Here is a 26766-nt window from a genome sequence, read left to right as displayed (position 1 = left end):
GCGACCGTCCGGCATCGCCCGCGCGGGGCCCGGTCAGGCCCAGACGCGCAGGTAGTGGGCCCAGTAGCCCTGCCACGGGCCGTACCCGTCGGCGATCTTCTGGAGGTCGGCGTCCGCGAGGTCCCGCCCGTACGCGCGGGACGCGGCGGCGCGCAGCCCCTTCTCCACCGGGATCTCCTCGGTGCGTCCGAGCCCCCGGATCAGCACGAACGTCGCCGACCACGGCCCGACGCCGGGCAGGCCGAGCAGCAGGTCCTTGACCTGCGCGTACGGGCCGTGCCTCAGGAACTCCTCGTCCAGGTCCAGCCAGGCGCGGACGGCGCCGTGCAGGTAGCGGCCCTTGCGCTGGTTGCCGACCAGCTCGGCCATCCGGCCGGGCGGCAGCGAGGCGAGCTGCTCGGCGTCGGGGAACGCGGTGTATTCCTCGCCGCCGAGCGCGAGCCGGTCGCCGAACTCCTCGGCGAGGGCGCGCTTCTCCGTCGCCGCGCGGGTCGTGACCGTCCGCTGCGAGAGGATCGCCCACACCACGTTCTCCAGCGGCGTGGGGAACTTGACCTGGTGGTAGCCGTGCAGCCGGTCGACGACCGGGGCGAACGCGGGGTCCTCCCGGCCGATCTCGTAGAACGGGCGCAGGTCGTCGTCCAGGCTGAGGTAGAACGACAGCCGGTCGGCGGCGGCCTCGACGATGTCCGGTTCGAGGGGCTCGGTGGAGTGCAGCGTGCAGGCGAGGCCCTCGCCGCCGGCGGCGAGCCTGGCGACGACGGTGCGGCCCGCGACGCGCAGCGCCCTGGTGAGGGTCTGCCCGGCGACGGCCTGCTCCCCGGCGGTCGGGGGGAAGCCGTGCACGAACCGCAGCGAGGCGCCGAAGTCGAACGGCGCGGTCGCGGACAGGACGAGAGGCTCGGCGAACGACGCCTCGGCCGCGGTCATGGGTCCTCCTACGCGAGCTCGGCGGGCAGGTCGGTGGTGTGCAGCACGGTCAGCGAGGTTACGGCCCTGGTCAGGACCACGTACAACCGGGCCAGCCCGCGCGCCTCCGCGGCGGCGATGGCGGCGGGCTCCGCGACGATCACATGGTCGTACTCCAGGCCCTTGGCCAGCGTCGCCGGGACGACCAGCAGCCGTCCCGCGCCGTCGGACTCGGGGCCGAGCACCTCGGGCGCGAGCCCCGCGGCCGACAGCGCCTCCGCGCAGGCGGCGGCGTCGGCGTCCGGGACGATCAGCCCGACCGAGCCGGGCCGGGCGAGCGCGTCGCGCGCGGCGGCGGCGACGGCCTCCGCCAGGTCGGGGACGCGCCGCACGGTCAGGGCGTCCGACCCGGCGCGCAGCGAGCGCGGGGCCTCCAGCTCGGGCGCGACGTGCGGGAGGAGCCGCGCGGCGTAGTCGAGCACCGGCCCCGGGACGCGGAAGCCGAGGGTCAGCTCGGTGACCTCGCCGTCCTGCCCGAGGTGGCCGAGCACCTCCGTCCAGGACCGGGCCGACCAGGGCGTGGTGCCCTGGGCCAGGTCGCCGAGGACGGTCGCCGAGCCGGTCGCGCAGCGGCGGCCGAGGGCGCGCAGCTGCATCGCCGACAGGTCCTGCGCCTCGTCCACGACGAGGTGGCCGAGCGAGGGCGTGCGCTCGATGAGGTCGTTCAGCTCGTCGAGCAGGGCCCGGTCGGCGAGCGTCCACCTGGCCGAGCGGAACGAGCGGAAGGGCTTGGCCCACATGATCGCGGCCTGCTCGTCCTCGTCCAGGACGCCCTTGGCCGCGGCCCGCATCAGCTCGGCGTCCGACAGAAGCCTGAACAGCACCTGCTCGGCGGTGACCTTGGGCCAGACCCGGTCGAGCAGCGCCTTGACGGGCCTGGACCGGGCGACCTGGTCCTGCACCCGGTCGTCGGGGGCCTCGCCGCGCTGCTCCATGCGGACCAGGATCTGGTGCGCGAGCCGCTGGGCGAACGAGGCGCGCCCGTTGGCGTAGCGGACCGTGCCGCGCAGCGCCGCCGCGATCTCCCGGACCTCGTGGTCGGCGAGCCGGTACCGCGAGGCGCCCCGGGTGACGACCAGGCCCTCCTCGGGCTTGGCGATCTGCCGCCACAGCGCCCTGCGCAGCACCTCGGCCATCCGCGCGTCGCCCTTCAGCGCGCCGACGGCCGCGGGCTCGGCCGCGTCCGGGGCGCCGAGGAGGTCCTCGATGGTGGCCTGGTCGACGCGGACCTCGCCGAGCGCGGGCAGCACGGCGGAGATGTAGGCGAGGAACGCCCGGTTGGGGCCGACGATCAGGACGCCGGAGCGGGCGAGCCGTTCCCGGTGGGTGAACAGCAGGTAGGCGGCGCGGTGCAGCCCGACGGCGGTCTTGCCGGTGCCGGGCGCGCCCTGCACGCAGACGGTGCAGGGCAGGTCGGCGCGGACGATCACGTCCTGCTCGGGCTGGATGGTGGCGACGATGTCGCGCATCGGGCCGGTGCGTGGCCGTTCGATCTCCTCGGTGAGGATCGCGGACGGGCCGAGCGCGCGGCCGTCGAGCGGCTCGTCCTCGAACGCGGTCAGCTCGCCGCCCTGGAACCCGAACCGCCGCCGGCGCCGCCAGCCCATCGGGTCGGCGGGCCCGGCCTGGTAGAACGCCCGCGAGACGGGGGCGCGCCAGTCCAGCACGAGCGGCCGGCCCTGGTCGCCGTCGTGGACGTGGCGGCGCCCGACGTACATCGTCGGGGGCAGGTCGAGCGTGGCGGGGCCGGTGCCGTCGTGGTCCATCCGGCCGAAGAACAGCGGCGTGCCGGGGTGGTCGGCGAGCGCCGCGACCCGCTGGTCGAGCAGCGATTCGAGGAACTGCTTGGAGACCCAGTCGGCGGCGACGTCGGCCGACAGCCCCGCCGCGTGCTCGCGCATCCGGCGCAGCGCGGCGCGCGACTCGGCGAGGTGGGTCTGCTCGGCGGCGAGCTCGGATCCGGCGGCGGTCTCGGCGGCGGTCTCGGCGGTCTCGGCGGCGGTCTCGGGGTCGGGGTCGGGGTCCGGGTCGGGCTCGGACGGGGTCTCGGTCCCGGTTCCGGTCCGGGGTTCGGCGGTGGGCATGCGAGCAGACCTCCCGGCGAGAGTGCGTGGCTTCGAGGCGAAACCCACGAGCTTACTCGCTCCCGTGGCCGGACGATCACGGTCCGCCGCCGCGGCGGGCCCGGTCTAAAGATTCAACCGGGCTCCCGGCCTGCCCTTTCGCCGCCGTGAACGGCGCGGACGGGAACGTCGCGGACCAGGCGCTAAACGGCCGTGGCCACATCCGGCCGCACTGGAAGTTCAGTTTCTAGACCCCCGTTTCCAGGGTTTTCCGGCCCGGCCCGTTCGCGCTGTTGCCCGCCTCCGCCGCCCGGCGCACGCTACCTCCCGCAGCGGCGCGTTCGGGGGAGCGCCGCCCTCCCCCGAGCGAAGGAGCACGACCGTGAACAGACGAACGCGGGCCGCCCTGGTGGCCCTCGGCACGGCGGCGGCGACGGTGACCGCCCTCTCGGCCGTTCCCCCGTCGGCGGGCGCGGCCATCCCGCGCACGGCCCTCGCGGCGAACGCGACGAGCGAGGCGAGCGAGGCGCGGGCCGTGGACCCGGCGTCCCAGGAGGGATTGGAGCGGACGGTCTCGGTCCGGCTGGAGCGCCGGCTCGGCGCCCGCGCCCGCGCCTCGTACGGCCTGCCCGCCTCGGCGGCGCTGCGGACGCTCGTCGAGCCGCAGCGCTGGTCGCCGGACCGGGCCTGGACGTTCGGCAGCGCGGTCTTCCTGATCCCGGACGGCGTGGACGCCTCGCCCGTGACCGCGCTGTTCGTCGCGCGGCTCGACGGCGGCGCGTGGAAGGCGGGCCTCCAGGGCACGCCGGAGTTCGCCTCCTGTCGCACGACGCGCCGGAGTCGGTGGTGAAGCGGGCCGAGCGGGCCCCGTTCGCCCGGACCGCGGCCGCGCGGCCCCTCGCCGCCGACACCGGCCTGTCGCTGCCGTGGAAGCAGGGGACGGGCTGGGGCCACTGGGGCGTGCACGGCAACAGCGGCCAGTCCCGCCCGTACAACTCGATCGACTTCTTCGGCGGCGACGGGAACGTGCTCGCGTCCCGCGCGGGCACGATGTACCGGCACTGCACGAGCGGCGGGCGCTGGCCGTACATCACCGTCATGCACGACAACGGGTACACCACCGGCTACTACCACCTGCGCGACACCACCGCGAAGGCCGGGGCAGCGCGGTGAAGCTCGGCGAGTACCTCGGGCGCATCGACACCCAGCTCCCCTGCGGCGGGTCGGCGAACGGCGACCACACGCACTGGACGCTGTGGAGCGGCTCGGACGGCGGCACCCCGGTCGCGGTGCAGGGCAAGACCATCGGCGGGTGGACCTGGTACGAGGGCGCGTCGGCGTACCAGGGCTACGCCCAGCGCGGGACCACCCGGATCTACCGCGACGACTGCTGCCGCCTGATCAACTACGGGGGCGGCGGCGACCCGGGCCGCACGTTCCAGAACGACGCGGACGTCACGATCCCGGACCAGGGCACGGTCGAGTCGTCCATCACCGTCACCGGCGTCCCCGGCAACGCCCCATCGGCGCTCTCGGTGTTCCAGGACGTCCACCACACCTGGCGCGGCGACCTGGAGATCGACCTGATCGGGCCGAGCGGGCGCGCCTACCGGCTGCGCGACGGCGATCCCGACGACGACGCGGACGTCATCCACGAGACCGACACCGTGGACGCCTCCTCGGAGACGGCGAACGGCGTGTGGAAGCTGCGCGTGCGCGACCTGGACGTGAACGACAGCGGCTACATCGACGCCTGGAGCCTCACCTTCTGACCGCGCCCGGCGACGGACCGGGCCCGCACGCCCGCCCTGCCCCCGCGCGTGCGGGCCCCGGCGCGCCCGGGGTCTCGACGGACCCCGGGCGCGCGGGTACTTTCGTGATCACCCGTGGCCGCCGACCCCGCGGCGGCGCGGGGCCGAACGATGTCAGGAGGCCCCCGCAGATGACATCGACCATCCGTACCGAGGCCCCGGCCGCCCGTGCCGAGGCGCCGACCGCGAGCTCGTTCGACGAGGCGCTGCGCGGCGCGATCCGCGCGCGCGGCCTCAGCCTGGAGCGGCTGCACGCGCGGCTCGCCGACCGCGGCATCCGCGTCAGCCTGGCCAGCCTCAGCAACTGGCAGCGCGGCCGGTGCCGCCCGGAACGTTCCCAGTCGCTGCACGCCGTCCGCGCGCTGGAGCAGATCCTCAACGTGCCGCAGGACTCGCTCGTGACCCGGCTCGGCCCGCCGAGGCCGCGCGGGCGCTGGGTGCGGCACGTCCCCGGGGCGCTCCCCTACCGGGACCTGTGCGAGGTGTCGGGCAGCGTCGACCGGCTGCTCGGCCAGATCGCGCCGCCGAGCGACGGGCAGCTCGAATGGCTGAGCTGCCACGAGCGGATGTTCGTCGGGCCCGACCGGGAGGAGCGCGGCATCCACACGCGGCTCGTCCTGCGCGCCCGCGCGGACGGCGTGGACCGGCACGTGGCCGTGCACTACAACGAGCGCGGCCGGCTCGCCGACCTGGCCCAGACGGCGTACTGCCGGGTGGGCCGGATGCGCACCGACCCCGGGTCGGGCGTGTCGGCGGCGGAGCTGCTGTTCGAACGGTCCCTGGAGCGCGGCGAGACGTACGTCGTGGAGTACGAGTTCGGGCACGAGGAGCACGGGCCGCTCAGCTCGACGTACCGGCGGTGGTTCCGGTTCCCGGTGCGCGAGTTCGTCCTCCAGGTGCACTTCGACCCGGCGGCGCTGCCGGCGCGCTGCTACCGCGACTGGCAGCCGAACGTGTCGACCCCGGCGAGCGACGTGCAGGAGCTGCGGCTCACCGGCTGGCACACCGTCCACATGGCGGACGTGGACCTGCGCCCCGGCGTGCACGGCATCCGCTGGGAGTGGGACTGACCCGCGCGCCCGCGGCGCGCCGCGTCACGGCAGGTCGGGGAGCGCCGGCCGGTAGAGCCAGGCGTCGAAGAACGCGTCCAGGCCGGGGCCGGAGCGCGCCGCGTGCGCGGTGAACTCCTCGGTGGTGACGGTGCCGTGCCGGTGCTCGGCCGTCCACTCCCGCAGCATCGGGAAGAACCTGGCGTCGCCGAGGACGGTGCGCAGCGCGTGCAGGGCGACGGCGCCGCGCTTGTAGACGCGGTCGTCGAAGACGCCGCGGGCGCCGGGGTCGGCGAGCACGAGGTCCTGGTCCTGGCCGGCGAGGCGCGCGTGCCAGCGGCGCGCGTGCCCGGCGGCAGGCTCGCCGCCGGACGCCTCCGACCACAGCCACTCGGCGTACGACGCGAAGCCCTCGTGCAGCCAGATGTCGCGCCACCGCGCGAGGGTGAGGCTGTTGCCGAACCACTGGTGGGCGAGCTCGTGCGCGACGAGCCGCTCCTCCCCGCGGCGGCCGTCCACGTGGTTGGCGCCGAAGACCGACATGCCCTGCGCCTCGACGGGGATCTCCAGGTCGTCGGCGGTGACGACGACGGTGTAGGCCCCGAACGGGTACGGCCCGAACAGGTCGGCGAACGCGGCGAGCATCCGGTCCTGGCGGCCGAAGTCGTACCGGACGGACTCCTCGGCCCCGGCCGGGTACAGCAGCCGCTGCGGGACGGGCCCGGCGAGGTCGGTGCGGGCGTAGCGGCCGATCTGGACGCTCGCCAGGTACGGCGCCATCGGCTCGTCCTGCGCGTACCGCCAGGTGGTGGTCGCGCCGGTGGCGGCGCGGTCGAGCAGCCGCCCGTTGGCCGCGACGTGGTAGGCCGACGCGGTCGTCACGGCGATCCGGTAGCGGGACTTGTGGTCGGCGCGGTCGTTGCAGGGGAACCAGGACGGCGCGCCGGTCGGCTGCGCGGCGACGAGCGACCCGTCGGTGAGCTGCTCCCAGCCGAGCCCGCCCCACGGGCTGGACACCGGCCGCGGGTTGCCGGAGTAGCGGACCTCCACGGTGAACGGGTCGTCCTGCCGTACGGGCGCGGCGGGGGCCACGGTCAGCTTGCCGTGCCGGTGCCGGAACCGCGCGGGGCGTCCGTCGACCAGGACGCGGGCGACGCGGAACGGCCCGAGGTCGAGCGCGAACCGGTCGAGGCGGCGGTCGGCGACGGCGTCGACGCGGGCGGTGCCGGCCAGCCGGTTGGGGCCGACGCGGTACTCCAGGGCCAGGTCGTAGGTCTCGGCGCGGTAGCCGTCCTCGCCGTGCCCGGGAAAGTAGCCGTCCCGTTCGCTCATGGTGTGTTCACGGCCGGTCGGGTCCTCCGGGTCTCGCGGCGGGCGGGGGGTGCGGGGGCCCACGCCGCGATCGGGTTGCCGAGCCACCGGGTGCCGGCGGGCAGCTGCTCGCCGCGCGTCACCAGGGACGCGGGTCCGACCGTGGCGTCCGCCCCGACCGTGGCCGCGGGCAGGACGACCCCGTTCGAGCCTAGCGTCGCGCCCCGTTCCAGCACGACCGCGTCGATGCTCATGATCCGGTCGTGGAACAGGTGGGTCTGGAGGACGCAGCCGCGGTTGACGGTCGCGCCGTCGCCGAGCCGGACGAGGTCGGCCTCGGGCAGCCAGTAGGTGGCGCACCACACGCCGCGCCCGACGCGGGAGCCGAGCGAGCGCAGCCAGAGGTTGAGCGGCGCGGTGCCGAGCCACGGCTCGGCGAACCAGGGCGCGGCGAGCACCTCGACGAAGTTGTCGGCCAGCTCGTTGCGCCAGACGAACGAGCTCCACAGCGGCCGTTCGCCGGGGGTGATCCGGCCGAGGAGCGCCCACTTGGCCGCCGTCGCGGTGAGGGCGGCGAGCAGCCCGGCGCAGGCCGAGACGGCGCCCGCGAGCAGCACGGCGGCGGCCACGCCGAACGACGCGGCGAGCCGCTCCAGCGCGGCGACGGCGAGGACGCCGACCGCGACGGTGCCCATGGCGGGCACGATCCGGCACGCCTCGACGGCGGCGCGGGCCGCCTTGAGGCGGCGCGGCGGCCGGTAGGTGCGGGACCGGTCGCCGGTCCCGGCCGCGCGGCGGAGCCGGACGGGCGGCATCCCGAGGTAGGACGCGCCGGCCTTCGCCTTCTTCGGCGCGGCCGACAGCACGCCGATCAGCCCGCCCTTCGGGACCTTGCGGCCGGGCCCGGCCATCCCGGAGTTGCCGAGGAACGCGCGCTTGCCGATGCGGGCGCGCGCGACGCGCATCCGGCCGCCGCCGAGCTCGTACGGGGCGACCATGGTGTCGTCGGCGAGGAACGCGCCGTCGGCGACGGCGGTCATGGTGGGCAGCGCGAGGACGGTGGACAGCTCGACGTCGCGCCCGACCCTCATGCCGAGCGCCCGCAGCCACGCGGGCGTGAGGATGCTCGCGTACAGCGGGAACAGCCAGACGCGGGCCATCCCCATGAGGCGGCTCGTCGTCCACGCCTGCCACGCCTGCCGGCCGTGCACCGGGTGGTCGCCCTCCTCCAGGCCGACGCCGAGGAGCCGTACGGCGGCGAGCGTCGCGAGGGCGAACGACGCCATGGCGGCGAGGGTGGCGAGCGGGACGCCGAGCAGCGCGGCGGCCAGCGCCTCGCCGAGCGTGGCCGAGCCGCGGACGAACGCCGCGAGGACGGCGAGGCCGGGCAGCGCGGCGGCGAGCGGGAACAGCCCGAGCGCGAGGGCGGACGCCCCGTACGCGACGGTCCAGCGGCGCTTGCGCGGCGGCCGGGCGGGCTCGGGGTCGCGGCGCGTCCCGTCCTTGCGGAGGGGCCCCTTGCGGACGGGGCCCTTGCGGACGGCGGGCGCGCCGGCCCAGCGCTGCCCGGCGGGGACCCGGCCGGTGACGGCGGCGCCCGGCGCGACCTGCGCGTTCTTGCCGACGCGGGCGCCGGGGAACAGGATCGCGCGGGCGCCGACGGTCGCGCCCGCGCCGATCCGGACCTCGCCGATGTGCAGCACGTCGCCGTCCAGCCAGTGGCCGCTGAGGTCCACCTCGGGCTCGACGGCGGCCTCGCGGCCGAGGCGGAGCATCCCGGTCACGGGCGGCACGGAGTGCAGGTCGACGTCGGGGCCGATCCGCGCGCCGAGCGCCCGCGCGTAGAGGGCGAACCAGGGGGCGCCCGACAGTTCGGCGGCGCCGAGCCGTTCGGCGAGCTGCTCGGCCGTCCAGAGCCGCAGGTGCGCCGAGCCGCCCCGCGGGTACGCGCCGGGCCGCAGCCCGCGCAGCAGCAGCCGCGCGCCGGTCGCGGCGAGGAGCATCCGGCCGGGCGGCGCGACGAACAGCAGCGCGCCCGCGAGCACGAGCCACCACGACACGTGCGGCGCCCACGGGACCCCGGCGAGGTTGGTGAACGCGGCGAGCGCGGTGAGCCTGCGGAACGCGCCGAGGGTCAGCAGCGGGACCATCAGGAGCGTCTGGGCGAGCGCGGCGCGCCTCGGCACGGGCGCGACGGCCCGTCCGGGCTCGGCGCTCCCGGCGGTCGCGGGCGCTTCCGCCTCGCCGAGGTGGGCGGCGAGGGCGCGCAGCGTCGGATGCTCGTAGACGTCGCCGACCGCGACGGACGGATGGCGGGGGCGCAGCGCCGACACCAGCCGCGCGGCGCCGAGGCTGCTCCCGCCGAGGGCGAAGAAGTCGGCGTCCGGGCCGTCCGGGGCCTCGCCGAGGACGTCGGCCCAGCATCCGGCGAGCCACTCCTCGGCGGCCGTCAGCGGCGCGCCGCCGCCGTCCGCGACGGAGCCCGGCGGGCCGGGCAGCGGCCAGGGCAGCGCGTCGCGGTCGACCTTGCCGGACGTACGGGTCGGCAGGGTGCCCACGAGCGCGAGGCGCGGGACGAGGGAGGCGGGCAGGGCCTCCGCGAGCCGTTCGCGGGCCGCGGCCTCGTCGTAGCCGTCGCCCGCGACGAGGTAGCCGACGAGGAGCTGGTGCCCGGACGCGGTCGTCCGGACGGCCGCGGCGGCCCCGCCGACGCCGGGCAGCGCCTGGAGCGCCGCGTCGACCTCGCCGAGCTCGATGCGGCGCCCGCCGAGCTTGACCTGCTCGTCGGCGCGGCCGAGGAAGACCAGGCCCTCGGGGTCGGCGCGGACGAGGTCGCCGCTGCGGTAGGCGCGGTCCCAGCCGAGGGACGGCAGCGGCGCGTACTTCTCGGCGTCCTTGGCGAGGTCGAGGTAGCGGGCGAGGCCGACGCCGCCGATGACCAGCTCGCCGGTCCCGCCGAGCGCGACGGGCTCGCCCGCCGCGTCCACGACGGCGAGGTCCCAGCCGTCGAGCGGCAGGCCGATGCGGACGGGCCCGTCGCCGCCGAGCGGGGCCGCGCACGCGACGACGGTGGCCTCGGTGGGCCCGTAGGTGTTCCAGACCCGGCGGCCGGGGGTGGCGAGGCGGGCGGCCAGCTCGGGCGGGCACGCCTCCCCGCCGAAGATCAGCAGGCGGATCCCGTCGAGGGTCTCGACCGGCCAGAGCGCCGCGAGCGTCGGGACGGTCGACACGACCGTGATGCCGCGGTCGGCGAGCCACGGACCGAGGTCCACGCCGGTGCGGACGAGCGCGCGCGGCGCGGGCACCAGGCAGGCGCCGTGCCGCCAGGCGAGCCACATCTCCTCGCAGGACGCGTCGAACGCGACCGACAGTCCGGCGAGGACGCGGTCGGACGGCCCGGCGGGGAACAGCCGCGCCTCGGCGTCCGCGAACGCGGCGGCGCTGCGGTGCGTGACCGCGACGCCCTTGGGCCGGCCGGTGGACCCGGACGTGAAGATGATCCACGCGTCGTCGTCCGGCTCCGGCCGCCCGGCGCGCCCCGCGGGGGCGCCGCGCGGGTCGATCGCGCGGCCCTCGCCGATGACCGCGCACACGCCCGCCTCGCCGAAGACCAGGTCGGCGCGCTCGTCGGGGTCGTCGGCGTCGACCGGGACGTACGCGGCGCCCGCGGTGAGGACGCCGAGGATCGCGATGTAGAGGTCGGCGGTGCCGGACGGGACCCGGACGCCGACGCGGTCGCCGCGCCCGATGCCGGCCCGCTCCAGGTCCTCGGCGAGCCGTCCGGCTTCGGCGCGCAGGGAGTCGTAGTCGAGCCGGGACGCGCCGTCGTCGAGCGCGGGCGCGTGGGGGTGCCGGAGCGCCGTCGCTTCGAGCACGTCCAGCAGGGTGCGTGCGGCGGGCGCGGCGCGGCCCGCGCGGAACACCGCGCGCCGCGCGGTCCCGGCGATCGCGGCGGTGTGTCCGGCCTCGGTGACGGCCTGTCCGACCGCGTCGGTGACGGCGTGCTCGGCCGCGTCGGCGGCGTGCTCGGCGGCGTCGGCCAGTAGTGGACGCAATGCTCCCCGGTGTCCGGCGAAAGGCGGACTCGTCGCGCCGCATCGCTCGTGCCCGCCCCGTACCACCCGGGGCCCGATGCCGCCTGCCGCCGCGGCTGCGCACCGTGCGCGCCGCCTGGGACCGTCCCGGTCCCGCGGGCCGCGCTCCTGGACGCCTGGTGGGCGTCGGCAAGGGCGCGTTCTCCGCTAAGCCGGACACCTTACCCGACGAAGAAGAACGCGCCCGGTGCGGTGCGCGGGGGTCAGTGCCGGGCCACGTCGTACGCGGCGCAGCCGATGAGTTCGAGGGACACCTGGAGGCGCTTGAGGCTGATGTTGCCGTCCACGGTGTCCTCGGGGGTGTGGTAGACGGGTTCGAGCTGGCTCGGGGCCTCGCCGCCGCGCCAGCTGAAGTTGCCGGCGGCGATGCCGCGCTCGTGGAACGCCTCGTGGTCGCTGGAGCCGCGCGCGACCGGGCCCTTGGTCTGGCCGGTGTAGCCGAGCCGTTCGGCGGCGGCGGCGATCGCGGTGGTCGTGGTGTTGGCGTTGCCGTCCACCGACAGCAGCCAGTACGTGCCCGCCGGCGGGTGGCTGGTGGCGACCATGTCGTTCTGGAAGCAGCCGCTGATGCGGGCCGCCGCCGCGTCGTCGAGCTGCTCGACGTAGTGGCGGGCGCCGACGAGGCCGAGCTCCTCGGCCCCCCACAGGCAGAACCGCAGGTCCTGCCGGGTGGGCAGGCGGCGCATCGCGCGGGCGAGTTCGAGGCAGAGGGCGGTGCCGCTGCCGTCGTCGTTGCCGCCCGGCGAGCCGGGGACGCTGTCGTAGTGGGCGCTGACGATGACGGCCTTGCGGCCGGGGTTCGGCAGCGTGGCCCGCCGTTCGGCGATGACGTTGTGCGAGGTCAGGCCGGTGTGCCGGGTGACCTCCAGCGACAGCCTGCGCACGCCGGCGCGGAGCCGTTCGCCGTGGTACTCGGCGATGCCGAGGACGGGGACCGCGACGGCCTCGGCGAGCACCGGGGCGAAGCTGGCGGCCTTGCGCTCGGGGTAGGTGGTCGAGCGGACGTTGGCGATGAGGACGGCGCGCGCGCCCTTGGCGGCGGCCGACCGCGCCTGGTCCTGCTCCTTGCCGAGGACGCGGGTGAACAGGGCGATCCTGCCGGTGAGGTCGGAGGTGGCCTCGGTGGCGTCGCCGAGGTCGGCGAGGTCGCCCTTGGCGCGGCCGAGGCCGCCGTTCCACGCGGCGGCGCTCTGCCAGTGCGCGCCGTTCGCGCGCAGCTCGGCGAGGTTCTTGTCGGGGACCGGGAACGGCTGGAGCTCGACCTTGTAGCCGAGGTCGCGCAGTTCTTCGGCGATGTGGCGGGCGGCGCGGTGCTCGCGGCGGGTGCCGGCGACGCGCCAGCCGATGTCGTCGCTGAGGACGCGCAGGTGCCGCAGCGCGCGGCGGGCGTCGACCTTGGCGGCGACGGCCTTGTCGCCGGGGCCGAGGGACGGGGCGGAGGCCGCGCCGGGGCGGTGCCGGGACGCCGCGGCGGCGGTCCCGGGGAGGGCGGCGACGGAGGCGAACCCGGCGAGGGCCGCGGCCCCCGCCATCAGCTCGCGGCGCTTGAGCTCGGACATGGCGTCTCCTCGGGAGGGAGGGCAGCCGGCCGCGCCGCGCGCCCGCCCGGATCGCGGGCCGGCGGTCGGCGCCGGCCGCTGCGACGGAGATCAGGGGGCGCCCTGTTCGCCGCGAACTTATGAAACGCCCGTTATGTGGTACAAGTCACCCTTGCCGGTCCGCAACCGAACCGTGATCAGGGCGCCGGGACGGAGCGTTCCAGCACCTCGGGGTTGGCGCAGTGGGCCGGCCGCTCGCCCCTCAGCAGCCGTTCGACGCCCTCGGCGACCATCGCCGCGTGGTTGGCCTCGACGTCGAACGTCGCGCCGCCGATGTGCGGGGTCAGCACCACGTTCGGCAGCGCCGCGAGCCGGGCCGCCGGGTCGAGCCACTCCCCCTCGAAGTGGTCGAGGCCCGCGCCCGCGAGCCGTCCCGCCTCCAGGGCGGCGACGAGCGCGCCGGTGTCGTGCAGCTCGGCCCGCGCGGTGTTGAGGTAGACGGCGCCCTCGCGCATCGCGGCGAACTGCCGTTCGCCGATCATCCCGCGCGTCGCGGGGCCGAGCGCGGCGTGCACCGACACGACGTCGGCGGCGGCGAGCAGCTCGGGCAGCCGGTGTCGCGCCTCGGGGGCGTACGGGTCGGACGCGATGACGCGCATCCCGAGCCCCTCCATCCGCCACCGCACCGCGCGCCCGACCGCGCCGAGCCCGACCAGGCCGCACGTGCGTCCCGCGAGCTGCCAGGCCCGGTGCCGCTGGTACGGCAGGACCCCGCCGGCGTACGCGGTGCCCTCCCTGACCTCGCGGTCGGCGGTCGCGATCCCGCGCGTGACGGCGAGCAGCAGGCCCACGGTCAGCTCCGCGACGGCGTCGGCGTTGCGCGCCGGGGTGTGCAGGACGGGGACGCCGCGCGCGGTCGCCGCGGCCACGTCCACGTTGGTCGGCGCGCCCCGGGTTGCCGCGACCGCCCGCAGGGGACGATCGAACACGGGACCGGCGACCTCGTCGGCCTCGGTGACCAGGATCGTCGCGCCCGTCTCGTCGAGCCTGCGCGCCAGGTCGGCGGCCGACAGCAGCCGGAACGGCCGGTGCTCGGCCCCGGGGTCGTACACCACGTCCGCGAGGCTCCACAGCCGGTCCCGGCCGGGTCCGCGCATCGGCGCGAGCACGAGGGCGCGCGGCCTGGCCGGTCGGCTCAACGGTCCTCCCTGGGCTGCGAAAGATCGATCATGGCCGTACCCGGAGGAGCGGATGGCAACCGAGATCACGGTCGGTCTCGACATCGGGACCACGGCGGTCAAGGCCGTCGCGGTGGACGCCGACGGCCTGGTGCGCGCCCGCGCGCGGGTCCCGCACGAGCTGCGCGTCGGCGCGGGCGGCGGGTTCGAGCACGACCCGGAGCGGGCGTGGGGCGAGGGGCCGCGCGCCGCGCTGCGCGCCCTCGGGAGCGCGGGCCGCGACCCGCGCGGCCTCGGCGTGACGGGGATGCTGCCGTCCGTCGTGGCGGTGGACGGCCGCACGCGCCCGCTGTCGCCCGCGCCGCTGTACGGCGACGCGCGGGCGAGGAGCGGCGCGCGGGCGGTCACGCCGCTCGACTCCCGCGAGGGCGAGACGCTGCTGAGCTGGGCGGCGCGCGGCTGGCCGCGCGCGCACGCCTACCTGCCCGCGCAGGCGTACGCGATGGCGGCGCTCGGCGCCGAGCCGGTGCTGGACGTGTTCGCCGCGATGGCGTTCTACCCGGTGTTCGACGGCGTCCGCTGGGACCCCGACCGGCTCGCCGGCCTCGGCCTCGACGAGAAGCAGGTCCCCGCCGTCGCCCCGCAGCCCGGCCTGGCCGTCGGCCGGATCGGCGACACCGTCGTCACGGGCGCGGGCGCGGACGTGCTCGCCGAGCACCTCGCGGTGGACGTGTCCGAGCCCGGCGAGGCGTTCGTCATCTGCGGCACGACCCTGGTCACCTGGGCCGTGACCGCGTCGCCGCCGCCCGCCGCGCCGGGCCTGTGGGCCGTTCCGCACCCGTCGGGGGACCGCTGCCTGCTGGGCGGGCCGAGCAACGCGGGCGGGCTGTTCCTCGGCTGGGCCCGGCGCCTGCTCGCGGACGCCGGGAGCGCCGGGGGCGCCGGGGACGCAGGGCGCGGCGGGCCGGAGCCGGGCGGGGTGCCGGTCTGGCTGCCGTACGCGGCGGGCGAGCGGAGCCCGCTGCACGACCCGGGCCTGCGCGCGTCGCTGCACGACCTGGACCTGACGCACGGCCCGGCGGCGCTGCGCCGCGCCGCGTACGAGGCGGCCGGGTTCGTCGTGCGGCACCACCTCGACCTCGCCGGGTGCCGGACGCCGCGCCGCGTGGTCGTCAGCGGCGGCGGCGCGCGCGACGGGGAGTGGACGCGGGCGCTCGCCGAGTGCACGGGCGCGGTGGTCGAGTGCGCCGCCGTGCCGGAGGGCGCGGCGTACGGGACGGCGTGGCTGGCGCGGATGGCGGCGGGCCTGGAGACGTCCGTCCCGGACGCCCGCCGGTGGTACCGGCCGGGCCGTGTCGTCCGCCCGAGACCGGCTTGGACGGAGGCGTGCGCGGCCCGTTACGCGCGCTTCCGGGAGCTCTCCGCGCACGCCGCGGCGGCGCGGTCCGGGCCCATTGATCCGTGACGGGCGCGTCAGTATCGTGATGGCCCGCCGGTGATCTTCGCCACACCGATCACCGCGCACCGGGACGGGCCCATGCCTGGAGGTGCGATGCGCCCTCTGCTCAGCCGTGTCCGGCCGCGCGCGGCGCCGCCGCTCTCGCGGACCGCGGCGGGGCCGGGCCGTGCGCTGGCCGGGGCCGCCGGGGTCGTGGCGGCGGCGGGCGCGCTCGCGGCGGCGCTGCCCGCCGGGCAGGTGCGCGTCGTCGCGCTCGGGCTGGTCTTCGGGATCGTGGCCCTCTCGACGGTGCTGCTCACCGGGTGCGGCGGCCAGATCTCCCTCGCCCAGCTCGGCGTCGCCGGGGTCGGCGCGGTCGCGGCGGCGCGGATGGGCGGCGGGTCGCCTGCGGCGCTCGTCGCGGCGTCCGGCGCGGCGGCGGTCGCCGGTGCGCTGGCCGCGCCGGCCGCGCCGCGCCTGAACGGCCTCCGCCTCGCGTTCGCGACGCTGGCGTTCGGGGCCCTCATGGAGGCGGCCGTCTTCCGGACGGGCCTCGCGTTCGGCCGCGACGGGGCGCTGGAGGCGCACGGGCTCTCCGTCGCGGGCCTGCGGCTCGGCTCCGAACGCGGCTACCTGGTGCTGTCGGCGGTGGTGTTCGCGGTGGTCGGGACGGCGCTGGCGGCGCTGCGGCGCGGCCCGTACGGGCGGCTGGTCCTCGCGCTGCGCGACAGCCCCGCCGCGTGCGCCGCGCTCGGCCTGAACGTCCGGCTCGCCCGCGTCGCGCTGTTCGCGGTCGCGGCGGGCATCGCGGGCCTGGCCGGTGCGCTGCTGGGCGGGCTGCGGGGGAACGTGTCCGCGAGCGGCTTCTCCGCCCTCGGCGGCCTGGCGCTGCTCCTGCTCGCCGTCGCCTGCGGCGCGACGTCGGTGACGGGCGCGGCGATCGGCGGCGCCGCGCTCGCGTGGCTGCGCCGGAGGCGGGCCGTGCGCGTGGGCGACCCGTCCGGCGGCGAGGGCCTGGTCGCGGCGGGGGTGACCGTGCGGTTCGGCGGGGTGGCGGCGGTGGACGGCGCGGGTCTGGTGGCGCATCCGGCGACGGTGACGGGGCTGGTCGGCGCGAGCGGCGCGGGCAAGACGACGTTCCTCGACGCGCTCAGCGGCCCGCGCCGTCCGGCCGGAGGGTCCGTGCGGCTCGGCGGCGCCGACCTGTCCGGGCGCGCCCCGCACGAACGGGCCCGGCACGGCATGGCCCGCACGTTCCAGCGGACGGAGGCGTTCGGGTCGCTGACCGTTCGCGAGAACGTGCAGGTCGCCGCCGAGATTCACGCCATGACGCGGGAGGCTGCGGGCCGTTCGGCGCGGGACCGGCGGCGCCGGCGCCGGGCGGCCAGGGGCGCGGCGGGCGCGGCGGCCGACGCGCTCCTCGCCCGCGTCGGGATCGCCGAGTACGCGGCGCGGCCCGCCCGGACCGTCCCGGCCGGGGCGGCGCGGCTCCTCGACCTCGCCCGCGCGCTCGCCACCGAGCCGAGGGCGCTGCTGCTGGACGAGCCGTCGGCGGGCCTGTCGGCGCCCGAGTCGCGGTCGCTGGAGTGCCTGCTGCGCGACCTCGCCTCAGAGGGCGTCGCGGTGCTGCTCGCCGAACCCGACCTGGACGCGGTCCTCGGCGTGTGCGACGTCCTGTACGTGCTGGACGCGGGACGCGTGGTCGCGTCGGGGCCGCCCGCCCAGGTCCGCGCCGACCTCCGCGCCCGCGACGCCTGCCTCGCACGGCCCGCCTGACGGCGGCCGCCTTAAGGCAGGCAGGGCTCAGGGCGGGCAGGGCTCAGGGGGCGGTCAGAGACGGCCGGGTCGCGCGCAGCGAGTACATGAGCGGCAGCCGGGGACGCTCCTTGGGCAGCCGGTAGGTCGCGCCGTCCCTCTCCATCGACTCGTAGCGGGGAAAGAGGGTGAAGTCGTGCTCGTGCAGGAACTCCACGCGCAGCCCCGCGCCGGTGAGCGCGCTGACGACCTCGCCGACGCCGTGCTGGAACTGGACCGAGCGGGTGTGCTCGGTGTCGGCCCACTCGCCCGTGTAGGTGCCCTTCTCGTCCCAGACGTGCGGGCCGCGGTCGAAGTAGTCGTACTCGACCATCCGCCCCTCGGCGTCGTCCAGGATGTCGGCGAACGGGTGGAACTCCGACAGGTACAGGAACCCGCCCGGCTCCAGCAGCGCGGCGACGACCGAGGCCCAGCGCGCGACGTCCGGCAGCCAGACCAGCGAGCCGAGGCCGGTGTAGACGATCTCGTAGGTGGCGCCGAGCGCGGCGACCGCGTCGTACACGTCGGCCTGGACGAACCGCGCGGGCAGGTGGGCGTCGACCGCCAGGCGCCGGGCCGCCTCGACGGCCGGGCCGGAGAAGTCCAGGCCCGTCATCAGCGCGCCCCGGCGCGCCCACGACAGCGTGTCGAGGCCGAAATGGCACTGGAGGTGGACCATCCGCCGCCCCGCGACGTCGCCGACCTCCCGCAGCTCGAAGCCGCGCAGGGAGATCGCGCCCTGCCGGAAGCCCTCCACGTCGTAGAACGCGGAGCCGAAATGGATCGGCACCCGCTCGTCCCACAGGGCCCGGTTCAGTGTTCGATAGTCCTCGTCGGCCATGGGGGCGATGATAATGATGGCGGGAGGCTCCGCCGCCCGCGTACCACCGGAGGAGGCCCATGAGCACCGCTCACCGCTCGCTGCGCGAGGCGATGCTGGACGCGGCCGCGGACCTGCTCGTCCAGCGCGGCTACCGGGGCGTCCGCATGCAGGACGTCGCGGACGCGGCCAAGGTCAGCCGGCAGACCGTCTACAACGAGTTCGGCGACAAGTGGGGCCTCGCGCAGGCCGTGGTCGTCCGGCACAACGAGGCGTACCTCGACGGGATCGACCAGGTGCTGTGCGAGCACGACGACCTGTACTCGGCGGTGACGGCGGCGGTGCGGTTCACGCTGGAGACCTCGGCGGACGACCCGCTGACCAAGGTGGTGCTGACCGGCGCCGACGGCGACGACATGCTGCCGCTGCTGACCACCCGCGCCGAGCCGGTGCTGTTCGCCGCGAGCGCCCGGATCGCCGAGCACGCGCTCGCCCAGTGGCCCGAGCTCGACCGCGAGGCGCTCACCGAGGTCACCGACGCGGCGGTGCGGATGACGATGAGCCACATGGTGCTGCCGTCCGGGCCGATCGAGCAGGTCGCGGGCTTCATCGCGCGGATGGTCACCCGCTACCTGGGCGTCCCCGCCGTCCCGCGCGACCGGGCGGACGCGTAGCGGCGCAGACCGGCCGGGTCCCCCGAAATCGGGTGGATGCGGGCCCGTTCCGGGGCGTACGTTCGGTGTCCTCATGAGCACCGCACGCCAGGACCACCGTCTGGTCCGCCACGACGACCACTGGCTCAGCCTGCCGAACGACCGGGACGTCCCGGTCGGGATCTGCGCCGGGGCCGACGTCCCGCTGGAGCCGTCCGCCGTGGACGAGGCGCTGTCGGTGCTGGAGACCGCGGACACGCTCCGCCGGCTCGCCGAGGCCACGCCCGGCTACGACGGCCCGAGCCCCGGCTCTCCCGCGTCGCGCTCACGCCCGACCTGCACAAGGGCGCCGGGATCCCGATCGGGACGGTGATCGAGACCGAGCACGCGCTGCTCCCCCAGGCCGTCGGCAACGACGTCAACTGCGGGATGCGGCTGGAGGTCACGACGCTGCGCGAGGACGACGTCCGGCCCCGGCTGGACGCGCTCGAACGGCGGCTTCGGCACCTGTTCTTCGAGGGCGGCCGGCGGATCGCGCTCACCCCGGCGCAGCGCGAGGCGCTCCTGCGGGACGGGCTGCCCGGCCTGCTGCTCACCGGCCCCACGCCGTGGCAGGGCGTCGAACCGCGCGACGCCGACGACGGGGTGGACCGCGTCCACGCCTCGGCGTTCCCCGCGGCGACCGCCGACGCCTTCGCCGACTGGATCGGCAGCGCGGGCGGAGCAGGACGCGGGACGGGAGGCGGGACGGGCGGCGGCGGGGGCGGCGAGGCCAGCCACGACAGCGTCATCGGCGGGATCGGCGGCGGCAACCACTTCGCCGAGCTCCAGTGCGTCGACCGGGTGCACGACGCCGCGGCCGCGCACGCGTGGGGCCTGGTCCCCGGCACGGTCGTGCTGATGGTGCACAGCGGGTCGCTCTCGCTCGGCCACCAGGCCAACGCGACCGCGCTGGACCGGCTGCGCGCGCACTGGCCCGCGGGCCTGCCGCGCCCGCGCAACGGGCTGCTGCCGTTCCTGTTCGACGAGCGTTCGGCGGACGACCGGCGCCGCTACCTCGACGCGTTCGGCAACGCCGCCAACTTCGCGGTCGGCAACCGGTTCTTCCTCGCGCTGACGATGCGCGCGGGCCTCGCGGCCGAGTGCGGCGAACTCGCGTCGCGGCTGCTGTACGACGCGCCGCACAACCTGTTCTGGCGGGACGGCGACCGGACCGTGCACCGCAAGGGCGCCACCCCGGCGGGCGGCCACGCCGACGTCGCGGGCGGCCCGTACGCGATGTGGGGCGAGCCGGTCATCGTGCCCGGCTCGATGGGCGCGTCCAGCTTCGTGCTGCGCGGGCACGGCGAGGCGCGCACGCTCGGCAGCGCGTGCCACGGCGCCGGCCGGCGGGTGCCGCGCGGCGCGTCCGCGCGCGGGAGCGACGCCGAGCTCGACGCGTTCCTGCGCGAGTTCCGGGTGGTGACGCCGCTGGACCACCGCGATCCCGTGGTGGCGCGCCGTTCGGACGTGATGGCCGCGTGGCGCCGCGACCTGAAGCAGGAGGCGCCCTGGGCGTACAAGGACATCGGGCCGGTGGTGTCGAGCCTGCGGGGCGGGGGCGTCGCCTCGCCCGTCGCCGAGCTGCGCCCCCTCCTCACCGTCAAGGGCTGAGCCCGCCCCCAGGGCCCCGGGCCGCCCGCGCTCGGCCGGACCTGCGTCAGTGCACACTTACTCCGATCGGCTACGGTGACCTGGGCGCCGTCCGGATGCGGCGGCGCGCCGAGGAGGCGAGGAGGCGCGGATGGACTTCGACCTGCCGGAGAGCGCGGTCGCGGTGCGCGAGGGCGTGCGGGCGATCGCCGCGAAGTACGACCAGGACTACTGGAGCCGGTGCGACGCCGAGAAGCGGTGGCCCGAGGAGGTCTGGAACGAGCTGGTCCAAGGCGGCTGGCACAGCCTGGCCGTCCCGGAGGAGTACGGCGGCGCGGGCCAGGGGCTGCTGGAGCTCGCGGTCGCCCTGGAGGCGCTCGCCGAGGGCGGCGCGGGCGGCGCGGCCTCGTTCATGTACCTGCTGACCCCGGCGTTCGGCGGCCTGACGATCGCCCGGCACGGCACCGAGGAGCAGCGGCGCGCGTTCCTGCCCGGGATCGTGTCCGGCGAGATCGAGACGTGCTTCGCGATCACCGAGCCGGACGCCGGCAGCAACGCGATCGAGATCGCGACGCAGGCCCGGCGCGACGGCGACGCGTTCACGGTGAGCGGCCAGAAGATCTGGATCTCCGGCGTGGAGCGCGCCGACTTCCTCGTGCTGGTGGCCCGGACGGTCCCGGCGGCGGAGGCGAGGCCGCGCACGTCCGGGTTCACCGTGCTGCTGGTGGACGTCGAGCAGGCCGTCGCCGACGGCACGCTGACGTACCGGCCGATCCCGAAGCTCGGCACCAACACCGTCGCCTCCAGCATGGTCTTCCTGGACGGCGTGCGCGTCCCCGCCGACCGGGTCCTCGGCACGGTCGACCAGGGCTTCGCCGTGCTGTGGGACATCCTCAACCCCGAGCGGATCCTGGCCGCCGCGAGCGGCGTCGGGTTCGGCGAGCTGGTGCTGAAGGTCGCCTGCGACTACGCCCGCGAGCGCGCCCCGTTCGGCCGGCCGATCGGCGCCAACCAGGCCGTCGCGTTCCCGCTCGCGCGGATCAAGGCGCAGGTCGAGCTGGCCAGGCTGATGACCTACAAGGCCGCGTGGCTGTGGGACCGGGGCGAGCCCTGCGGGTCGGAGGCCAACATCGCCAAGCTGACGGCGGCGGACGCGGCGTGGCAGGCGGCCGACCGCGCGTTCCAGACGCACGGCGGCATGGCGTACTCGCTGGAGTACCCGGTCGCCCGCATGTTCCGCGACGCGCGCATCGCCAAGAACATCCCGGTCGCCGAGGAGCTCGTCCTCGCCCACATCGCCCAGCACGAGCTGGGCCTCCCGAAGTCGTACTGACGCCCTCGCCGCCGGGCCCGGACGGGGCGCGCCGGGCCCGGCGCGGCGGGACGTCAGGGCAGGTGGACGGAGGTGTCCGGGTCGTGGGCGGCCCGCAGCTCCCGCTTCAGGATCTTGCCGGAGTGGTTGCGCGGGATCGCCTCGACCAGCTCGTACCAGCGGGGCCGCTTGAACCCGCCGAGCCGCTCGCGGCAGTGCGCGTCGAGGTCGGCGGGCCCCGCCTCACCCCGTACGACGACCAGGGCCTTGACCGCCTCGCCCCAGCGCCGGTCCGGCACCCCGACCACCGCGACGTCGGCGACCTCGGGATGCTCGGCGAGGACCCGTTCCACCTCGGCGGAGTAGACGTTCTCGCCGCCGGTCTTGACCATGTCCTTGGCGCGGTCGACGAAGTAGAAGCACCCGTCCCCGTCGCGGCGCAGCAGGTCGCCGGTGTGCAGCCAGCCGCCGCGCAGCGTCTCGGCGGTGGCCTCGGGCAGCCCGGCGTACCCGGCCATCAGGCTCGCCCCGCGCACCAGCAGCTCGCCGACCTCGCCCGGCCCGGCCTCGCCGCCGGGGCCCTCCACGCGCACGTCGAACGGCGGCAGCGGGCGGCCGACGGTGCCCGGCCGCGCCAGCTCGTCCGCGAGCGTGGTGACGGTGACGAAGTTGCCCGCCTCGGTCGAGCCGTAGACGCCGCGGTAGTCCACGCCGTGCCCGCGCAGCGCCTCCAGCGTGCGCCGCCGCTCGGTCGCGCCCATCCCGAACACCAGCCGCAGGGGCCCCGGCGCGGACGGGTGCCGCATCCCGCGGCCCGTCCCGGTCGGGAAGATCGCGACGGTGACGCCGTGCCCGGCGATGACCGGCCACAGCTCGTCCGGCGAGGACCCGGCGGGCAGGACGACCGTGCCGCCGACGGCGAGGTGCCCGAGCGCGGCCCCGTACCCGGCGACGTGGAACAGCGGCAGCGCGCCGAGCAGCCGGTCGTCGCCCGTCAGCCCGAACGCGTGCACGGCGTTGGCCGCGGCGACCACCCAGCCCCGGTTGGTCAGCAGGCACCCCTTCGGCCGCCCGGTCGTCCCGGACGTGTAGAGCTGCATGACCGGCGCGTCCTCGTCCGGGCGCGGCGGGCCGGCGGCCCCGGCCTCCGCGCCGACCTCCGCGCCGGCCTCGGCCTCGGCGCCGGCCTCCGCGCCGCCACCCGCGTCCGCGAGCGCGGCGTCCAGGTCCGGGCCGACCGTCCAGAACGTGCCGTCCAGCAGCCCGCTCTCGCGGGCGAGGCCCTCCAGCGCCGGGTGGACGACGGCGTGCCGCGCCCCGGCGTCCTCGACCTGGAAGCGGATCTCGGCGGGGCCGAGCCGCACGTTCAACGGGACGACCACCGCGCCGAGCCGCGACGCCGCGAACGCGACCTCGATCGCCTCGGGCACGTTGACGGTCAGCAGCGCGATCCGGTCGCCCGCCGCCACTCCCCCGCCCGCCAGCAGCCGCCGCCACGCTCCGGCGCGCTCGTGCAGCTCGCGGTAGGAGCGCCGGCGCCCCTCCCACGCGAACGCGGTCCGGTCCGGCCAGAGGGTGGCCCCGCGGTGGGCCAGGTCGCCGAGCAGCATCCCGCCATCCTCCCGAACGGGATTCGGAAGGGTCAAGATCCGGAGCGTCCCGGACTGTTGCCCGGATCACACCCGCGGGCGGAGCATGGGGGCGTCGAGACGCCCCTCAGCGCCGAGGAGAACGCATGCCCAGGTCGTACGCGAGCGCCGTGCTCAACGCCAGCGCCGAGGAGGTGTGGTCCTACGTCCGCGACTTCGGCAACCTCGCCGAATGGATGCCCGGTGTCGAGACCGGCCTGATCGAGGACGGCGGCCCGTCCGACCGGGTCGGCTGCGTGCGCAGGCTCATCGGCCCCGGCGACTCGGTGTTCCGCGAGCGGCTGAGCGGCATGGACGACGCCGACCGCTCCTACTGGTACGAGATCCTCGAATGCCCCCTGCCGATCCGCGGCGCCCGCGGGCGGCTGCGGGTCGCGCCGGTCACCGACACCGGGCAGGCGTTCGTGGAGTGGTGGGGCGACTTCTCGGCGGACGCCGCCGACGAGCGGGCCATGGGCAAGACCCTGGCGCGCGGCATCTACGCGCCCGGCCTGGACGCGCTGCGCAAACGGTTCGGCTAGCGGACGGCGGGGCCCGGCGGCCCGGCCGGGGCGGGGCGGCCCGGACGGGGCGGGGGGCCTCAGCCGAACTCGGGGCGGCGCTTCTCCCGGACGGCGGCGACGCCCTCGCGGACGTCCGGCCCCGCGAACCCGAAGAACTCCAGGGCGAGGGAGGCGTCGAACGACGGGCCCGCGAGCCGCAGCCAGTTGTTCAGCGCGTGCTTGGTGAACGAGATCGCGTCGGCGGCCCCGGCGGCGAGCCGTCCGGCGATCTCCAGCGCCTTCGCGTGCACCTCGCCGTCGTCCACGCACAGGCTGACCAGCCCGATCCGCTCGGCCTCCTCCCCGCTCAGGCTGTCGCAGAGCAGCAGGTAGTACTTGGCCTTGGCGAGCCCGCACAGCAGCGGCCACACGATCGCGGCGTGGTCGCCGGCCGCGACGCCGAGCCGGGTGTGCCCGTCGATGATCTTCGCCGAACGGCCCGCGACCGAGATGTCGGCGAGCAGCGCGACCGCGAGCCCGGCCCCGACCGCCGGGCCCTGGATCGCGCTGACGACGGGCTTGGAGCAGTCGAGCACGTTCATCACGATCGCGCGGGCCTCGCGCAGCACGCGGGCGCGCACCGCGTGGTCGTCCATCATCTCCTCGATCATCGACAGGTCGCCGCCCGCCGAGAACGCCTCGCCCTCGCCGCGCACGACCACCGCGCGCACCTCGGGGTCGGCGTCCACGTCCCGCCAGATGTCGGCCAGCTCCCGGTGGCCCGTGGTGTCCACGGCGTTCAGCCGGCCGGGCGTGCTGATCGTCACCCGCAGCACGCGCGGCGCCGGCCGGTCGATCCTCAGCCGCTCGTACGCGTCGTACCGCGGGTCGCCGGTCTCGTTCATGCGCCGCCCTCCCGGGGCCGTGTGCCGAATGCCGCGACCAATCGTTGCACGGCGTACTTCATCGCCTCGCCGCCGGCGTCGAAGATCTCCGGCAGCAGGAAGAACGAGTGCACCACGCCCTCGTACCGGCGCAGCTCGACGGGGACCCCGGACGCGGCGAGGCGGCGCGCGTACGCCTCGCCCTCGTCGCGCAGGATGTCGTACTCGGCCGTGATGACGGTCGCCGGGGCGAGCCCGGCCAGGTCGGGCGCGCGCAGCGGGGCGAGCCGCGGGTCGTCCGGGTCGGCGGTCCCCCGGTACAGGTCCGCGAACCTGGCCATGGCGCCGGCGTCCAGGCCGTACCCGGTCCCGTACGCGGCCCAGCTCGCGGTGTCCATCGCCGTGTCGGTGACGGGGTAGACGAGGAGCTGGTGCGCGAGCCGCAGCCCCCGGTCGCGCGCCAGGATCGCGGTCACCGCGGCGAGGTTGCCGCCCGCGCTGTCGCCCGCGACCGCCACGGCCCCGGGGTCGGCGCCGTACAGGGCGGGCTCGCGCACGACGGACCGCACGGCCGCCCACGCGTCGTCCACGGCGGCGGGGAAGGGGTGCTCGGGCGCCAGCCGGTACCCCACGTTCAGCACCGCGCAGCCGGCCTCGGCGGCCAGGTCGCGGCAGGCCGCGTCGACGTTGTCGACGCCGCCGAGCACCCACCCGCCGCCGTGCAGGTACACCAGCGCGGGCAGCGCCGGGCCGCCGAGCGGCTCGGGCCGGTAGAGCCGGACCGGCACGGGTCCCCCGGACCCGCGATCTCCAGGTCCGAGACGTGGGCCAGCTCGCGCTGGACGACGGGGAACACCGCTCCGATCCGTTCCCGCATCTCCTCGATCGGCGGCTGCTGTTCCGGGCCGGGCGCGGGGTCGTCCTCCAGGGCCGTCCAGGAGGCGAGCAGGTCGAGGAAGCGAACGGTCTGCGGGTGCAGGGGCACGGGCGGCCTCCGGGTCAGCGGCCGGACGCCTCGGCGACGAGGGCCTCGAAGAGGCGCTTGTCGTCGCCCTCCTCCGGGTGCCACTGGACGGCGAGGCCGAACCGGTGGCCCTGGAGCTCGACGGCCTCGACGACCTGGTCGTCGGCCCAGGCGACGGGCGAGAGCCCCTTGCCGAGGCGGCTGACGGCCTGGTGGTGGTAGGTGGGCACCTCGGCGGCGTCGCCGAGGATCTTGCCGATCGCGCTGGTCGCGCTGATCTGGACGCGGTGCGAGCCGACCATCCCGATGGCCGGGGCGTGGCCCTCGTGCCCGAGCGCCTCGGGCAGGTGCTGGATCAGGGCGCCGCCGCGCGCGACGTTCAGCACCTGCATGCCCCGGCAGATCGCCAGGAACGGCAGGTCGGCGTCGATCACCGCGCGGACGAGCGCGAGCTCGAACCGGTCGCGCTGCGGCTGCGGCGGGCCGGTCTCGGGGTGCCGCTCCGCGCCGTACAGCTCGGGGTCCAGGTCGCCTCCCCCGGCGAGGACGACGCCGTCCAGCCCGGCGACCAGCGCGCCGAGCCCGCGCAGCCCGGCGGTGGGCGGCAGCATGACCGGAACGCCTCCGGCCCGTTCGACCGAGCGCAGGTACGGGGCCGGCAGCAGCGCGGCCTCGCGCACCCACGCTCCCCAGCGGGCCGGCTCCAGGTACGTCGTGACGCCGATCAGCGGCGGCGCGCCGCGGTCGGCGGCGTGGGGGCCCGGAGCCCCGCGGATCGCCTCTGGCATGCGTGGTTTCCCCTCTGGTGAGCACTGGCCACGGCTCGGTACCGATGTGCGGTGATTCACCACCTATGCGGGGTCATCATTGCGCATGACCCGGCTTTTCGGACCGCCCCACCCCCGGCCTCATCGCGGCCGGCCTGCCGCGGGCCCCGGATCTCCGCAGGCCGGGAGGGCGGACCGGTCCGGCCCGCCGGTTGAAACGATCATGAAATGCGGCGGCCGGTCCGGCCGCGCCCGCCGGACGCGGGCGGTGATCCGGTGGAGAAAGGAGAATCCTCCTCCCAAGGTTGAGCTTTATCCTCCCAGGCTTACCCACGCGTCCGCGGCGCGTCAAGGACGC

22 protein-coding genes are annotated in these 26766 nt (G+C 76.5%); 11 read left to right on the top strand and 11 right to left on the bottom strand.

The annotated features are described in order from the left end of the window. Window positions 1-33 precede the first annotated feature (33 nt). A complete protein-coding gene (locus GEV43_RS39530) occupies window positions 34-930 on the bottom strand; it encodes a DNA-3-methyladenine glycosylase (RefSeq protein WP_160825735.1) in 897 nt (298 codons plus the stop codon). An 8-nt stretch (window positions 931-938) separates the two neighbouring features. Continuing rightward, the gene (locus GEV43_RS39525) at window positions 939-3053 is read right to left on the bottom strand and encodes an AAA family ATPase (RefSeq protein WP_160825734.1); all 2115 of its coding nucleotides are present in this window, start codon (window positions 3051-3053) and stop codon (window positions 939-941) included. A gap of 361 nt (window positions 3054-3414) precedes the next feature. On the opposite strand from GEV43_RS39525, the gene GEV43_RS39520 reads away from it, so the two are divergent. The 4 genes from GEV43_RS39520 (at window position 3415) to GEV43_RS39510 (ending at window position 5913) form a co-directional block, all read left to right on the top strand. Further along, on the top strand, window positions 3415-3882 hold the full coding sequence (locus GEV43_RS39520) for a hypothetical protein (RefSeq protein ID WP_160825733.1): 468 nt from the start codon (window positions 3415-3417) through the stop codon (window positions 3880-3882). Further along, window positions 3879-4205, top strand: a complete 327-nt coding sequence (locus tag GEV43_RS48610; protein WP_206681590.1) for a hypothetical protein — start codon at window positions 3879-3881, stop codon at window positions 4203-4205. The genes GEV43_RS39520 and GEV43_RS48610 overlap by 4 nt, the downstream gene beginning before the upstream one ends. Further along, window positions 4202-4804 (top strand): proprotein convertase P-domain-containing protein, encoded by a 603-nt coding sequence (locus tag GEV43_RS55540; protein ID WP_206681589.1) that lies wholly within the window; start codon window positions 4202-4204, stop codon window positions 4802-4804. Before GEV43_RS48610 ends, GEV43_RS55540 begins: the two co-directional genes overlap by 4 nt. Before the next feature lie 170 nt (window positions 4805-4974). After that, window positions 4975-5913, top strand: a complete 939-nt coding sequence (locus GEV43_RS39510) for a helix-turn-helix domain-containing protein (RefSeq protein ID WP_175251002.1) — start codon at window positions 4975-4977, stop codon at window positions 5911-5913. A gap of 24 nt (window positions 5914-5937) precedes the next feature. On the opposite strand, the gene GEV43_RS39505 is transcribed toward GEV43_RS39510, so the two are convergent. The 4 genes from GEV43_RS39505 to GEV43_RS39490 all read right to left on the bottom strand — a co-directional run bounded on the left by GEV43_RS39505 (window position 5938) and on the right by GEV43_RS39490 (window position 14034). After that, the gene (locus GEV43_RS39505; RefSeq protein WP_160825731.1) at window positions 5938-7224 is read right to left on the bottom strand and encodes a M1 family metallopeptidase; all 1287 of its coding nucleotides are present in this window, start codon (window positions 7222-7224) and stop codon (window positions 5938-5940) included. Beyond that, window positions 7221-11258, bottom strand: a complete 4038-nt coding sequence (locus GEV43_RS39500; protein ID WP_241684211.1) for a Pls/PosA family non-ribosomal peptide synthetase — start codon at window positions 11256-11258, stop codon at window positions 7221-7223. Before GEV43_RS39500 ends, GEV43_RS39505 begins: the two co-directional genes overlap by 4 nt. Window positions 11259-11500: 242 nt before the next feature. Then, window positions 11501-12856 carry a M28 family peptidase gene (locus GEV43_RS39495; RefSeq protein ID WP_160825730.1) on the bottom strand — a complete coding sequence of 452 codons (1356 nt, stop codon included), beginning with the start codon at window positions 12854-12856 and terminating at the stop codon, window positions 11501-11503. 176 nt (window positions 12857-13032) lie between these two features. Next, on the bottom strand, window positions 13033-14034 hold the full coding sequence (locus tag GEV43_RS39490) for an NAD(P)-dependent oxidoreductase (RefSeq protein WP_302931358.1): 1002 nt from the start codon (window positions 14032-14034) through the stop codon (window positions 13033-13035). Window positions 14035-14086: 52 nt separating this feature from the next. On the opposite strand from GEV43_RS39490, the gene GEV43_RS39485 reads away from it, so the two are divergent. Together GEV43_RS39485 and GEV43_RS52370 are read left to right on the top strand one after the other, a co-directional pair. Next, a complete protein-coding gene (locus GEV43_RS39485; RefSeq protein WP_160825728.1) occupies window positions 14087-15478 on the top strand; it encodes an FGGY-family carbohydrate kinase in 1392 nt (463 codons plus the stop codon). Between the two features lie 87 nt (window positions 15479-15565). Beyond that, window positions 15566-17227 carry an ATP-binding cassette domain-containing protein gene (locus GEV43_RS52370; RefSeq protein ID WP_241684210.1) on the top strand — a complete coding sequence of 554 codons (1662 nt, stop codon included), beginning with the start codon at window positions 15566-15568 and terminating at the stop codon, window positions 17225-17227. 43 nt (window positions 17228-17270) lie between these two features. On the opposite strand, the gene GEV43_RS39470 is transcribed toward GEV43_RS52370, so the two are convergent. Continuing rightward, window positions 17271-18086, bottom strand: a complete 816-nt coding sequence (locus tag GEV43_RS39470; protein ID WP_160825727.1) for a bifunctional 2-polyprenyl-6-hydroxyphenol methylase/3-demethylubiquinol 3-O-methyltransferase UbiG — start codon at window positions 18084-18086, stop codon at window positions 17271-17273. Window positions 18087-18145: 59 nt separating this feature from the next. Between GEV43_RS39470 and GEV43_RS39465 the strand changes: the two genes are divergently transcribed. From GEV43_RS39465 to GEV43_RS39455, 4 genes are all read left to right on the top strand, one after another. Further along, window positions 18146-18739, top strand: coding sequence for a TetR family transcriptional regulator (locus GEV43_RS39465; RefSeq protein ID WP_160825726.1), 594 nt, complete (start codon window positions 18146-18148; stop codon window positions 18737-18739). Between the two features lie 73 nt (window positions 18740-18812). Next, window positions 18813-19091 (top strand): hypothetical protein, encoded by a 279-nt coding sequence (locus GEV43_RS52365; RefSeq protein WP_241684454.1) that lies wholly within the window; start codon window positions 18813-18815, stop codon window positions 19089-19091. Further along, the gene (locus GEV43_RS39460) at window positions 19088-20371 is read left to right on the top strand and encodes an RtcB family protein (RefSeq protein WP_309240184.1); all 1284 of its coding nucleotides are present in this window, start codon (window positions 19088-19090) and stop codon (window positions 20369-20371) included. The genes GEV43_RS52365 and GEV43_RS39460 overlap by 4 nt, the downstream gene beginning before the upstream one ends. Before the next feature lie 130 nt (window positions 20372-20501). Next, window positions 20502-21683 carry an acyl-CoA dehydrogenase family protein gene (locus GEV43_RS39455; protein ID WP_160825724.1) on the top strand — a complete coding sequence of 394 codons (1182 nt, stop codon included), beginning with the start codon at window positions 20502-20504 and terminating at the stop codon, window positions 21681-21683. Window positions 21684-21736: 53 nt separating this feature from the next. Here the strand turns inward: GEV43_RS39455 and GEV43_RS39450 are convergent, their stop codons facing one another. Continuing rightward, window positions 21737-23272: a class I adenylate-forming enzyme family protein gene (locus tag GEV43_RS39450; protein WP_160825723.1), complete on the bottom strand. Its 1536-nt coding sequence runs from the start codon at window positions 23270-23272 to the stop codon at window positions 21737-21739. A gap of 125 nt (window positions 23273-23397) precedes the next feature. Here GEV43_RS39450 and GEV43_RS39445 point away from each other — a divergent pair, with 125 nt between their 5' ends. Beyond that, window positions 23398-23832 carry an SRPBCC family protein gene (locus GEV43_RS39445; RefSeq protein WP_160825722.1) on the top strand — a complete coding sequence of 145 codons (435 nt, stop codon included), beginning with the start codon at window positions 23398-23400 and terminating at the stop codon, window positions 23830-23832. Between the two features lie 59 nt (window positions 23833-23891). Here the strand turns inward: GEV43_RS39445 and GEV43_RS39440 are convergent, their stop codons facing one another. The 3 genes from GEV43_RS39440 to GEV43_RS39430 all read right to left on the bottom strand — a co-directional run bounded on the left by GEV43_RS39440 (window position 23892) and on the right by GEV43_RS39430 (window position 26429). Continuing rightward, window positions 23892-24698 (bottom strand): enoyl-CoA hydratase/isomerase family protein, encoded by an 807-nt coding sequence (locus GEV43_RS39440; RefSeq protein ID WP_160825721.1) that lies wholly within the window; start codon window positions 24696-24698, stop codon window positions 23892-23894. Beyond that, window positions 24695-25465 carry an alpha/beta hydrolase gene (locus GEV43_RS39435; protein ID WP_309240183.1) on the bottom strand — a complete coding sequence of 257 codons (771 nt, stop codon included), beginning with the start codon at window positions 25463-25465 and terminating at the stop codon, window positions 24695-24697. The genes GEV43_RS39440 and GEV43_RS39435 overlap by 4 nt, the downstream gene beginning before the upstream one ends. Window positions 25466-25676: 211 nt before the next feature. Next, complete coding sequence (locus GEV43_RS39430; RefSeq protein ID WP_160825720.1) at window positions 25677-26429, bottom strand: gamma-glutamyl-gamma-aminobutyrate hydrolase family protein; 753 nt, start codon at window positions 26427-26429, stop codon at window positions 25677-25679. Window positions 26430-26766: the final 337 nt, after the last annotated feature.

The organism is Actinomadura sp. J1-007, assembly GCF_009793335.1.
Lineage (GTDB): Bacteria > Actinomycetota > Actinomycetes > Streptosporangiales > Streptosporangiaceae > Spirillospora > Spirillospora yumaensis.
This window is presented reverse-complemented; position numbering and strand designations above follow the sequence as displayed.

What these genes read in the sequence shown, in the direction of transcription:
- GEV43_RS39505 (WP_160825731.1), bottom strand. Translation starts at nt 7,224, where the DNA reads ATGAGCGAACGGGACGGCTACTTTCCCGGGCACGGCGAGGACGGCTAC.
- GEV43_RS39485 (WP_160825728.1), top strand. Translation starts at nt 14,087, where the DNA reads ATGGCAACCGAGATCACGGTCGGTCTCGACATCGGGACCACGGCGGTC.
- GEV43_RS39495 (WP_160825730.1), bottom strand. Translation starts at nt 12,856, where the DNA reads ATGTCCGAGCTCAAGCGCCGCGAGCTGATGGCGGGGGCCGCGGCCCTC.
- GEV43_RS52365 (WP_241684454.1), top strand. Translation starts at nt 18,813, where the DNA reads ATGAGCACCGCACGCCAGGACCACCGTCTGGTCCGCCACGACGACCAC.
- GEV43_RS39445 (WP_160825722.1), top strand. Translation starts at nt 23,398, where the DNA reads ATGCCCAGGTCGTACGCGAGCGCCGTGCTCAACGCCAGCGCCGAGGAG.
- GEV43_RS39510 (WP_175251002.1), top strand. Translation starts at nt 4,975, where the DNA reads ATGACATCGACCATCCGTACCGAGGCCCCGGCCGCCCGTGCCGAGGCG.
- GEV43_RS39530 (WP_160825735.1), bottom strand. Translation starts at nt 930, where the DNA reads ATGACCGCGGCCGAGGCGTCGTTCGCCGAGCCTCTCGTCCTGTCCGCG.
- GEV43_RS39455 (WP_160825724.1), top strand. Translation starts at nt 20,502, where the DNA reads ATGGACTTCGACCTGCCGGAGAGCGCGGTCGCGGTGCGCGAGGGCGTG.
- GEV43_RS52370 (WP_241684210.1), top strand. Translation starts at nt 15,566, where the DNA reads ATGCGCCCTCTGCTCAGCCGTGTCCGGCCGCGCGCGGCGCCGCCGCTC.
- GEV43_RS39465 (WP_160825726.1), top strand. Translation starts at nt 18,146, where the DNA reads ATGAGCACCGCTCACCGCTCGCTGCGCGAGGCGATGCTGGACGCGGCC.
- GEV43_RS39440 (WP_160825721.1), bottom strand. Translation starts at nt 24,698, where the DNA reads ATGAACGAGACCGGCGACCCGCGGTACGACGCGTACGAGCGGCTGAGG.
- GEV43_RS39525 (WP_160825734.1), bottom strand. Translation starts at nt 3,053, where the DNA reads ATGCCCACCGCCGAACCCCGGACCGGAACCGGGACCGAGACCCCGTCC.
- GEV43_RS39430 (WP_160825720.1), bottom strand. Translation starts at nt 26,429, where the DNA reads ATGCCAGAGGCGATCCGCGGGGCTCCGGGCCCCCACGCCGCCGACCGC.
- GEV43_RS39470 (WP_160825727.1), bottom strand. Translation starts at nt 18,086, where the DNA reads ATGGCCGACGAGGACTATCGAACACTGAACCGGGCCCTGTGGGACGAG.
- GEV43_RS39450 (WP_160825723.1), bottom strand. Translation starts at nt 23,272, where the DNA reads ATGCTGCTCGGCGACCTGGCCCACCGCGGGGCCACCCTCTGGCCGGAC.